The organism is uncultured Limnohabitans sp., assembly GCF_937889215.1.
Taxonomy (GTDB): domain Bacteria; phylum Pseudomonadota; class Gammaproteobacteria; order Burkholderiales; family Burkholderiaceae_C; genus Limnohabitans_A.
In genome coordinates, this window is record NZ_CALBEX010000572.1 from 1 (window position 1) to 10,464 (window position 10,464).

The 10,464-nt window shown below is 61.0% G+C and carries 9 protein-coding genes and 1 pseudogene; 3 read left to right on the top strand and 7 right to left on the bottom strand.

Annotated elements, in window-relative coordinates; all coding sequences use genetic code 11:
* Nucleotides 1–104: 104 nt before the first annotated feature.
* Together Q0341_RS14300 and Q0341_RS14305 are read right to left on the bottom strand one after the other, a co-directional pair.
* Nucleotides 105–650 (bottom strand): class I SAM-dependent methyltransferase, encoded by a 546-nt coding sequence (locus Q0341_RS14300; protein WP_299514668.1) that lies wholly within the window; start codon nucleotides 648–650, stop codon nucleotides 105–107.
* 134 nt (nucleotides 651–784) lie between these two features.
* A complete protein-coding gene (locus Q0341_RS14305; protein WP_299514671.1) occupies nucleotides 785–1,996 on the bottom strand; it encodes an MFS transporter in 1,212 nt (403 codons plus the stop codon).
* A gap of 123 nt (nucleotides 1,997–2,119) precedes the next feature.
* Here Q0341_RS14305 and Q0341_RS14310 point away from each other — a divergent pair, with 123 nt between their 5' ends.
* From Q0341_RS14310 to parC, 3 genes are read left to right on the top strand one after another with little or no spacing between them, the layout of a single operon-like run.
* Nucleotides 2,120–4,132 (top strand): DNA topoisomerase IV subunit B, encoded by a 2,013-nt coding sequence (locus Q0341_RS14310; protein WP_299514673.1) that lies wholly within the window; start codon nucleotides 2,120–2,122, stop codon nucleotides 4,130–4,132.
* Nucleotides 4,133–4,187: 55 nt separating this feature from the next.
* Nucleotides 4,188–4,973 (top strand): BRO family protein, encoded by a 786-nt coding sequence (locus Q0341_RS14315; RefSeq protein ID WP_299514675.1) that lies wholly within the window; start codon nucleotides 4,188–4,190, stop codon nucleotides 4,971–4,973.
* Nucleotides 4,970–7,339 carry a DNA topoisomerase IV subunit A gene (gene parC / locus Q0341_RS14320; RefSeq protein WP_299514677.1) on the top strand — a complete coding sequence of 790 codons (2,370 nt, stop codon included), beginning with the start codon at nucleotides 4,970–4,972 and terminating at the stop codon, nucleotides 7,337–7,339. Before Q0341_RS14315 ends, parC begins: the two co-directional genes overlap by 4 nt.
* Before the next feature lie 133 nt (nucleotides 7,340–7,472).
* Here parC and Q0341_RS14325 read toward each other — a convergent pair whose 3' ends face one another.
* The 5 genes and pseudogenes from Q0341_RS14325 to Q0341_RS14345 all read right to left on the bottom strand — a co-directional run.
* Nucleotides 7,473–7,988, bottom strand: coding sequence for a DUF1993 family protein (locus tag Q0341_RS14325; protein WP_299514679.1), 516 nt, complete (start codon nucleotides 7,986–7,988; stop codon nucleotides 7,473–7,475).
* Nucleotides 7,989–8,048: 60 nt separating this feature from the next.
* Nucleotides 8,049–8,311: pseudogene (locus tag Q0341_RS14330) on the bottom strand (DUF2164 domain-containing protein).
* 9 nt (nucleotides 8,312–8,320) lie between these two features.
* Nucleotides 8,321–8,779, bottom strand: coding sequence for a RidA family protein (locus tag Q0341_RS14335; RefSeq protein WP_299514681.1), 459 nt, complete (start codon nucleotides 8,777–8,779; stop codon nucleotides 8,321–8,323).
* A gap of 141 nt (nucleotides 8,780–8,920) precedes the next feature.
* Entirely contained in the window at nucleotides 8,921–9,862 is a 942-nt protein-coding gene (locus Q0341_RS14340; protein ID WP_299514683.1) for a transglutaminase family protein, read from the bottom strand.
* A partial coding sequence (locus Q0341_RS14345) for an alpha-E domain-containing protein (RefSeq protein ID WP_299514686.1) occupies nucleotides 9,834–10,464 on the bottom strand: 631 nt, incomplete at its 5' end. The genes Q0341_RS14345 and Q0341_RS14340, both read right to left, overlap by 29 nt.

Genomic DNA, 10,464 nt, shown 5'->3' on the forward strand with positions numbered 1-10,464 from the left:
TGCTTCTGAACTCAAAAATAACATTCCATCGATTGCGGGCTGGTGCTTGGTGTACAAGCCCGCAGCGGGTCAGGCCAATGCAGCGGGTGCGCGGCGATCGCGCCTCAAGTGGCGTGCAATGGCCAGCGCTGCACAGCACCCGAAAGGGCGGGGCGCACGGCCACAATGCGCTGCACAAAGCGCTCGGGGGTGGCTTCAAAACCGTCCTCGTAGGCCACGGTGCGCAAGCCTTGGGTGAGGCTGAGCAACTCGCCCGCTTGCAACAAAAAGTCGGGCCGAGACGGTTTGCCCACGGTTTCGTTGCCAGCGGCAAAGGTTTCATAAATCAACACGCCGCCGGGCGCCACACTGTCCACCAGCGTGGGCAGCAGCGCTCGCCACAAATAATGGGTGACAAGCACACAGCCAAAGCGTTGCCCGCTGAAGGGCCAGGGGCCATTTTCAATGTCGGCGCAAGTGACCGGGCCAAAGGCTTGGGCCAAAGCCACCGCTTCGGGGTTGCGGTCGACACCGATGACCTGGTGGCCACAAGCCGCCAGGTAGCGCATGTGACGACCCGCGCCGCAAGCCACATCGAGCACGGTGCTGCCCGGTGCGATGAGGTGAGACCAGCGTTGTAGCCAAGCGGAGGGGTTTTCCGTGCCGTGCATGTGGGGGAGGCTTTCAGGTCAAAAACACGACCACAGCTGTTCGGACAGCATGATCATGACGTCGGGCTTGGCATAGAGGCCAAACGTCAGGCCCAAGGCGATGGCGGCCAGCAGCACAGTCGTTCGGGTCTGGTTCATGCGGGCTGTGGCGTGTTGCGGTGGATGGGGCTTTCGCGTACGGGCAAATTGACCAAGGCTGCAAAAATACCCAAGGCAATGGCCAGGTACCAAACGATATCGTAGCTGCCGGTTTTGTCATACAAATACCCGCCCAGCCAGACGCCCATGAATGAGCCAATTTGGTGGCTGAAAAAGATAAACCCGCTGAGCATGGACAAATGCGCCACGCCAAAAATCTGCGCCACTGCAGCGTTGGTAGGCGGCACGGTGGACAGCCAAAGCAAGCCCATGACGCCCGAGAAGATGTAGACGCTGGTGGGCGTGAGCGGGGCCAACAAAAACAAGGTGATCGCCACCGAGCGGGCCAAGTAGATGAAGGCCAGGATGTTTTTCTTGGCCATTTTTTGGCCCAAGGTGCCCGCGATGTAGGTGCCGAACACGTTGAACAACCCAATCAGCGCCAGCGCATAACTGGCCACCTGGGGGGCCAGGCCGTGGTCTTTGAGGTAGCTGGGCATGTGAACGCCAATGAAAACGACCTGAAATCCGCACACAAAATAGCCCGCCATGAGCAGCTGAAAACTGGGGTATTTGAAGGCTTCTTTCAGGGCTTGGCCAATGGTTTGGTCGCGCTTGACCTGACCGGGCGCGTTCAGAGCCGGCTCGCGCAGGCCCCAAGCCAAGGGGATGATCAGCATCGCGGCGGCCGCCAAAATGACCAATGCGGTTTGCCAGCCCATTTGGCTGATCAGCAGGCCCTCGACGGGGACCATCAAAAACTGGCCAAAGCTGCCTGCCGCTGCCGCCACGCCCATGGCCCAGGAACGGCGCTCTGCGGGCACGTTGCGGCCAATCACACCGTAAATCACGGCGTAGGTGGTGCCCGCTTGCGCGGTGCCGATGATCACACCGGTGAACAAGGCGAACACCCACGGGTCGGTGGCCCAAGCCATGCCCATCAGCCCAACGCTGTAGATCACAGCACCGAGTGCGATGACCCGAAAGGCCCCAAAAAGGTCGGCCACCATGCCCGCAAAAATGCCCATGAAACCCCAGGACAGGTTCTGGATGGCCATGGCGAAGGCAAATTCTTGGCGGCCCCAGCCTTGGGTCTGGGTGATGGGCTGCAGCCACAGGCCAAAGCCGTGGCGGATGCCCATGGACAGGGTCACGATGGCCGCGCCGCAGATGAGCACCTGGGTGAGAGACAGGGGTTTGTTTTGCATCCTGCGACTTTAACCAATTGCTTGGGCTTCAGCCGTCTCGCAAATGCCTCGGTCATTTGTTGCCGTGCAACCACTGTCTTTGTATCCAGTAAGCCTGCGCAAATCCCACTACAATCCGCCACCATGGTCACCCAATCAACTGTCAAAACCTCCAGCGAATATTCCGAAGGCTCGATTCGAGTCCTCAAAGGACTGGAGCCAGTCAAGCAACGCCCGGGCATGTACACCCGCACCGACAACCCGCTGCACATCATCCAAGAAGTGCTGGACAACGCCGCCGACGAAGCGCTGGCGGGTTACGGTAAAAAAATCAAAGTCATCTTGCACTTGGATGGCTCGGTCAGCATCGAAGACGATGGCCGGGGCATTCCGTTTGGACTGCACCCTGAAGAAAAAGCGCCCGTGATCGAGCTGGTGTTCACCCGTTTGCATGCGGGCGGCAAGTTTGACAAGGGCAAGGGCGGGGCTTACAGCTTCTCGGGCGGTTTGCACGGCGTGGGCGTGTCGGTGACCAACGCGCTGTCCAAGCGCTTGGAAGCCACCAGCTACCGCGAGGGCCAAGTGGCGACACTGGTGTTCTCGGGTGGTGACGTGACCGAGCCTTTGGTCACCCGCAAAGCCAATGAAGGTGACCGCAACGTCTCGGGGGAGGGCCCCCGAGACCGCAAACAAGGCACCACTGTGCGCGCCTGGCCCGACGCCAAATACTTCGAATCCAGCGCCCTGCCCATGAACGAGCTGACGCACCTGCTGCGCAGCAAAGCGGTGCTGATGCCGGGCGTGACGGTGACTTTGGTGAATGAAAAAACCAAGGAAACCCAGCAGTGGCAATACAAAGCCGGGCTGCGCGACTACCTGACGCAAACCCTGAACGGCGATCCGGTCATCCCGCTGTTTGAAGGCGAAGGCTTTGCCGATGCCAACCACGACAGCTTCGCCGAAGGCGAGGGTGCTTCGTGGGCTGTGGCCTTCACCGAAGACGGCGCACCGGTGCGCGAGAGCTACGTGAATTTGATCCCCACCAGCGCGGGCGGTACACACGACAGCGGCTTGCGCGACGGCCTGTTCACCGCCGTCAAAAGCTTCATCGAGCTGCATGGTTTGCTGCCCAAGGGCGTCAAGCTCATGCCCGAAGACGTGTTTGCCCGCGCCAGCTATGTGCTGAGCGCAAAAGTACTCGACCCTCAGTTTCAGGGCCAGATCAAGGAACGGCTGAACTCGCGTGACGCGGTCCGGCTGGTGTCCAGTTTTGTACGTCCGGCGCTCGAACTCTGGCTCAACGAGCATGTGGATTACGGCAAAAAGCTGGCCGAACTGGCCATCAAGGCCGCGCAAACCCGCCAAAAAGCGGGTCAAAAGGTGGAGAAGCGCAAGAGCTCCGGTGTGGCCGTGTTGCCCGGAAAACTGACCGACTGCGAGAGCAAAGACATCTTGCACAACGAGGTGTTTTTGGTCGAGGGCGACTCGGCTGGCGGCAGCGCCAAAATGGGCCGCAACAAAGAATGCCAGGCCATCTTGCCCCTGCGCGGCAAAGTGCTCAACACCTGGGAAGTGGACCGCGACCGCTTGTTTGCCAACAACGAAATCCACGACATCTCGGTGGCCATGGGTGTGGACCCACACGGGCCGAACGACAACCCCGACATGAGCAACCTGCGCTACGGCAAGGTCTGCATCTTGTCGGACGCGGACGTGGACGGCTCGCACATCCAGGTGCTCTTGCTGACTTTGTTCTTCCGCCATTTCCCCAAGCTCATCGAAACCGGTCATCTGTACGTGGCGAGGCCACCGCTGTTCCGGGTCGATGCGCCTGCACGCGGGAAAAAGCCCGCTTCCAAAGCCTATGCGCTGGACGAGGGCGAGCTCACCGCCATCATCGACAAGCTGCGCAAAGACGGCGTCAAAGAAGGCGGCTGGAGCATCAGCCGCTTCAAGGGCTTGGGCGAGATGAGCGCTGAGCAGCTGTGGGACACCACGCTCAACCCCGACACGCGTCGCCTGCTGCCCATCGAGTTGGGCCCGCTGGACAACGCAGGCACCGAAAACCTGATGATGCAACTGATGGGCAAAGGCGAAGCCGCCGCCCGCCGCGAGCTGATGGAGCTGCACGGCGACAGCATCGAAATCGATGTGTGACCTACAAAACCATGGCCATGACTTCCTGCGCTGACGCGCATGTCAATCCTTCGCTATGACAGCACCTCAACCCGTCAAACTGTTTGAGTCCACCCGCGTGCGCTCGCATTGGGACGCCGTGCAGGAGAAGTGGTATTTCTCTGTGGTGGATGTGGTGCAGGTGCTGACCGACAGCACCATTCCCAAACGCTATTGGAGCGATTTGCGTCGCAAGCTGGAGAAGGAATCAGGTCAACCGTACGAAGAAATCGTACGCTTGAAAATGCCCGCTGCCGACGGACGTTTGCGTGAAACCGATGCCGCCGATGTGCCCACACTCTTGCGCCTGATCCAGTCCATCCCCTCACCCAAGGCCGAGCCATTCAAGCGCTGGCTGGCCAAGGTGGGCCATGAGCGGATGCAAGAGATGGCGGACCCCGCGCAAAGCCTGGACCGCGCTCGTGAGAACTGGCAAAAACTGGGGCGCAGCGACAAGTGGATTCAGCAGCGCATGACCGGTCAAGAAACCCGCAACAAGCTGACCGATTATTGGAAAGAAAGCGGTGTTGAAAAGTCGGATGAATTCGCACTGTTGACCAACATCATTCACCAAGAATGGACGGGCTTGAGTGTGCAGGCGCACAAGTCGCTCAAGTCTTTGAAAACGCAGAACTTGCGTGACCACATGAATGAGGCAGAGCTGATCTTCACCGCATTGGCCAAACGCGCCAAAGACGATTTGGAAAAACGCACGGGGCAAAAAGTGGTGACGGGCAGTAACTTTTTGCCGCCCGGCAAATCAATGTCCACCCAACTTGCCGCTACACCCGAACGTAAACGCAACAATTCTCAGAAAAAATGACCGACTTGCTGACCCCTGAAACTTCACAGCAACCTGCTGCCCCAGAAGGCGACCACCTGGGTGCCTACGCCCAGCGGGCTTACCTTGAATACGCGCTGTCTGTCGTCAAAGGCCGCGCCTTGCCCGATGTGTGCGACGGCCAAAAGCCGGTGCAGAGGCGCATTTTGTATTCGATGGACCGCATGGGTTTGTCGTACAGCGGCCCCAACAACAACACCGCTGCCAAGCCCGTCAAAAGCGCCCGCGTGGTGGGCGATGTGCTGGGCCGTTACCACCCGCACGGTGACACGGCGGCTTACGACGCGCTGGTGCGCATGGCGCAAGACTTTTCGCAGCGCTATCCGCTGATCGATGGCCAGGGCAACTTTGGCAGCCGTGACGGCGACGGCGCGGCCGCTATGCGTTACACCGAAGCGCGCTTGTCGCGCATCACCAGCTTGCTGCTCGACGAGATCGACATGGGCACGGTGGACTTCATCCCCAACTACGACGGCTCCACCGAAGAGCCGCGCCAGTTGCCTGCGCGCTTGCCCTTCAGCTTGCTCAACGGGGCCAGCGGCATTGCCGTGGGTCTGGCCACCGAGATCCCCAGCCACAACCTGCGCGAAGTGGCCGACGCTTGTGTCGCTTTGATCCGCAACGACAAGCTGAGCGACAGCGAGCTGATGGCCATCATCCCCGGCCCAGACTACCCCGGTGGCGGCCAGATCATCAGCCCGGCCAGCGACATTGCCGACGCGTACCGCACGGGTCGCGGCAGCCTCAAAGTGCGTGCCCGCTGGAAGATCGAAGACCTGGCCCGTGGCCAATGGCAACTGGTGGTGACCGAATTGCCGCAAGGCGTCAGCTCGCAGCGCGTGCTCGAAGAGATCGAAGAGCTCACCAACCCCAAGGTCAAAGCCGGTAAAAAAGCCCTCAGCGCCGACCAAGTGTTGCTCAAAGCCAGCATGCTGGCCGTGCTGGACGTGGTGCGCGACGAATCGAGCAAAGACGCCGCCGTGCGATTGGTGTTCGAGCCCAAAACCAGCCGCATCGAACAGAGCGAACTCATCACTGCCTTGTTGGCGCACACCAGCTTGGAGACCTCCGCGCCGATCAACATGACGTCCGTGGGCATCGACGGCAAACCGATTCAAAAATCGCTGCGCCAGATGCTGGTGGAGTGGATCAGCTTCCGCCAGACCACCATCACCCGCCGCAGCCAGCACCGCCTGAACAAAGTGCTGGACCGCATCCACATTCTGGAAGGCCGTCAACTGGTGTTGCTGAACATTGACGAGGTGATCCGCATCATCCGCCAGAGCGACGAGCCCAAGCCTGCGCTGATCGAGTTTTTCAAACTCAGTGACCGCCAGGCCGAAGACATCCTTGAGATTCGACTGCGCCAACTGGCCAGGCTCGAAGCCATCAAGATCGAGCAAGAGCTGAGTGAGCTGCGCGGCGAGCAGGGCAAGCTGGAAGAAATTCTGGGCAGCCCCGCCGCGCTGCGCCGCCTGATGATCAAGGAGATCGAAGCCGACGCCAAGACCTTTGCCGACCCACGCCGCACGCTGATCCAGGAAGAGAAAAAGGCCGTGGCCGAAGTCAAGGTGGTGGACGAACCCGTGACGGTGGTCGTGTCGGAAAAAGGCTGGGTGCGTGCCCGCACCGGCCACGGCCATGACGCCACCAGCTTCGCCTTCAAGGCGGGTGACGGCTTGTATGGCACCTTTGAGTGCCGCACGGTGGATCAGCTCATCATCTTTGGCAGCAATGGCCGCATCTACAGCGTGCCCGTGGCCACGCTGCCCGGCGCACGCGGCGACGGCCAGCCGGTGACCACGCTGATTGAGCTGGAACCCACCACGCAAATTGCCCACTATTTTGCAGGCCCGGTCAACGCCACGTTGCTGCTCAGCGGCTCCGGCGGTTACGGTTTCATGGCCTCGGTCGAGAACATGATCTCGCGCAACAAAGCGGGCAAGGCCTTCATCAGCTTGGGCGAGGGCGAAACCGTGTGCGTGCCCAGCCATGTGAGCGGCAGCAGTGCCACTGTGCCCGCCGACAAACAGCCCATGCCCGCAGCCATCAGCGTGTGCTGCGCCAGCACGGGCGGTCGTGTGCTGACCTTTGAGATCAGCGAACTCAAGACCATGGAAAAAGGCGGCCGGGGCCTGATGCTCATCGACCTGGAAGCCAAAGACAGCCTAGCGGGTGCGGCGGCTTACACCCGCAGCGTGAAGATTGAAGGCATTGGCCGCGGCGGTAAAGAGCGCGAAGAAACGCTCGAAATCCGCAGCCTGAACAACGCCAAAACTGCCCGCGCCAAAAAAGGCAAAGTGGCGGACTTGGGCTTCAAGCCCAGCCGCGTCACGCGGTTCGAGTGATCAGGGCGGAGTGATGTTTTTTTAAGCACGCCCCGCCAGCCCTTGTGTGTTGGGGCTTTGGCGGCTTGTCCCTGTATTTGTCCACAGCTTTGGGCATGGGGTTTGGGGACAAATCAAGCTTGAAGCCGCCCGCTTAGCCCTGTGCACCCAGCAGGTAATCGATCTTGCCCACTTCCACGCCGTTGTGACGCAAGATGGTGTACGCCGTGGTGATGTGGAAGTACAGGTTGGGCAGCATCCAGCCCGTCAGGTAATCCTGGCCTTTGAGCGTGCGGGTTTTGCCCGGGCCTGCGGGGAAGGTGATCTCTTTGTCTTCGGTGCCGTCCAGTGCAGAGGCGGGTACGGTGGCGATGAAGGCGAGGGTTTTCTGGATGCGTTCTTGCAGCTGGGCCAAGGTGGTTTCGGTGTCTTCAAACTTGGGTGCTTCCACACCGCTCAAGCGCGCCACGCCGTTTTTCACCGCGTCGCAGGCGATCAGCACTTGGCGGGTGAAGGGGAGCATGTCGGGGGCCAGGCGGTAGGTGGTGAGCGCCGTGGGGTCGATCTTTTTGACCTCGACGAATTGCTCGGCTTTGCTCAGGATGTGGCTCAGGTTGGTGAGCATGCGGGTGCACACGGGCAGGCTGGCGCTGGACATGGAAATGGTCATGAAATTCTCCGGGTTTAAACAAGAGGGTGGCTGCGTTTGCTTTGAGCTGGGGGTTGCGCCTTATGGGCGCTTGCTGAACTTTTGCCAGTATTGGAATTCGTCCTCGCGCACTTCGTATTCCAGGTCTTCCACGCGCATGAGCAGGCGCTCTTTGGCTTCGCTCACGGCGCGGTTGTAAATGCTGGGGCCGATTTCTTAGAGGACAAAACCGAGCAAGTCACCGGCAGAAATGTTGCCGATTTTTTGCTCGAAATTGTCCAGAAAGTAGCGCTCGATGCGGGCATCGCCTGAGCGCGGTCTTCTTTGCTCAGTTCGATGGACATGGCTGTGGCTCAGCCGATTTCAGCGATCAGTTCGATTTCAACGCAAGCGCCCATGGGGATTTGCGCCACGCCAAAAGCACTGCGGGCGTGCGCACCGGCTTGTGGGCCAAACACCTGGCCCAGCAACTCGCTGCAGCCGTTGGTGACCAGGTGCTGCTCGGTGAAGTCACCGGTCGAATTCACCAAGCTCATGACTTTGACGATGCGCTTGACCTTGTTCAGGTCGCCCACAGCCGCGTGCAGCGTGCCCATCAGGTCAATGGCCACGGCGCGGGCGGCTTGCTGGCCTTCGGCCGTGCTGATGTTTTTGCCCAGCTGGCCTGCCCAGACTTGGCCATCTTTTTTGGCGATGTGGCCCGACAGGAAGACCAAGTTGCCGGTTTGCACAAAGGGCACATAGGCCGCAGCGGGCACGGCCACGGGGGGCAGTTCGATGTTGAGGGATTTGAGTTGGTCGTAAACGTTCATGTCGGACTTTTTGTCAGGTTGAAATGGGGCAGCAGGCCTTGCCTGCCCAGCAAGCCAAGATTGTCGCTGAATGTCAGGCCCGCAGGGTGGCTCTTTAGCCCCTCAACTTGACCCTTCAACCGTAGAGGGGCCAGCCTGGGTTCACTCTCCCAGCGGTGCTACCGTCACCGCCACGTCCAGCGTGTGCGCACCGCCGCCTTGCAGCACGCCGCGCAGGGGCGACACGTCGGCGAAGTCGCGTCCCACGGCCAGGCGCACGTAGTCTTCGCCCGGGCTGGCCAGGCCGCAGCGGTCGTTGGTCGGGTCCAGGTCAAGCCAGCCTTGGCTGGCGTGGCTGGCCAGCTCGGGCAAATACACCGAGGCCCAAGCATGCGAGGCATCACTGCCGATCAGGCGCGCCTGGCCGGGTGGCGGTTGTGTCAGCAGATAGCCGCTCACGTAACGGGCGGGCAGTCCCATTGAACGCAAGCAGGCCAGCAGGATGTGGGCAAAGTCTTGGCAGACGCCGCGTTTGAGCGTGAGCGCCTCAAGGGCTGGGGTGTTGATGTCGGTGCTGTCGGACTCGTAGCTGAAATCGCGGTGCATGCGGGTGGTGAGCTCTTGTGCCGCTTGCATCAGCGGGCGTCCAGGCGTGAAGCTGCTTTGGGCATAGGCCAAAAACGCCTCGTGCACGGGCGCGTGGTGCGAGCCAAATACAAAGCCGCTGTGCACATCGCCAGCCTGACCGCCCCGATAGCGAAAATGCTCACGCACCGATTCCCAGCTTTGGCGGCACAGGGCGGTGGCCGGTTCTTGGGTTTGGATCTCGCTGTAGGCGCGCACCAGCAGGCCGTCGTGCGGGTGGGTCAAGGCCCAATAGGCCCGGTGATTGAGGAAGGCGTCGATGCTGTGCTCTACCGGCGCGCCGGGCTCGATCTGCATCTCGTGGTGCAGCACTTGTTGGCAGGGCGTGTTGGCCGGTTGCAAGTGGGCCACATGTTGCGCGGTTTGCACCGACGGGCTGTACTGGTAGCGGGTTTCGTGGGTGATGGCCAGGCGCATGGGCAATTCGCTTTCAAGCGCCAACGCTGTAACGGGCTTCACCACTGTGGGTGAAAAACAGGCCGCACAGCTGGTTGGACACGCCGTGGGCCGCTGTTTGGCATTGCGCCAAGGCGACAAAAAGAGGCAGGTCAGGGCCGGGGTGGCTGGCGCTGGCACTCAAAGGCCACAAGGATTCCGGGTCCACTTGGATGAGCCGCGGCACCTCGTCGGCCAGCAGGGCCGTGGCCCCTTCGGCCAGGTTGCCCATGCGCATCAAGCGGCCCCGCAGCGTGTGCGCCACCCAGCCCAATGAGCGGGGGTTGTCGGGGTGCGTGACCAGCAAGTCAACCAGCGCTTGTGGGGTGCGGCTTTGCTGGTACTGGGCATGGAAGTGGATGGTGCTGTCAAACAAGTCGAGCACGGCATCAAACCCGGCTTGCTCGCCCAGCAGGCCGCCTTGCACCGCCTGGCCCAGTGCGGCGGACAAAAAGTCGAGCCGTTCGATGTGGCGACCAATCGAGAGCAGACGCCAGCCGTCGTCGCGGCTCATGCGGTCGGTTTGGGCGCCAGTGAGGGCTGCCAGCATTTGGCTGGTGTCGGCCAACAGGCTTTGCACGGCCACGGTGTCGGGCAATGGGCCGGGCAGGTAGGGGGGCGTTGGG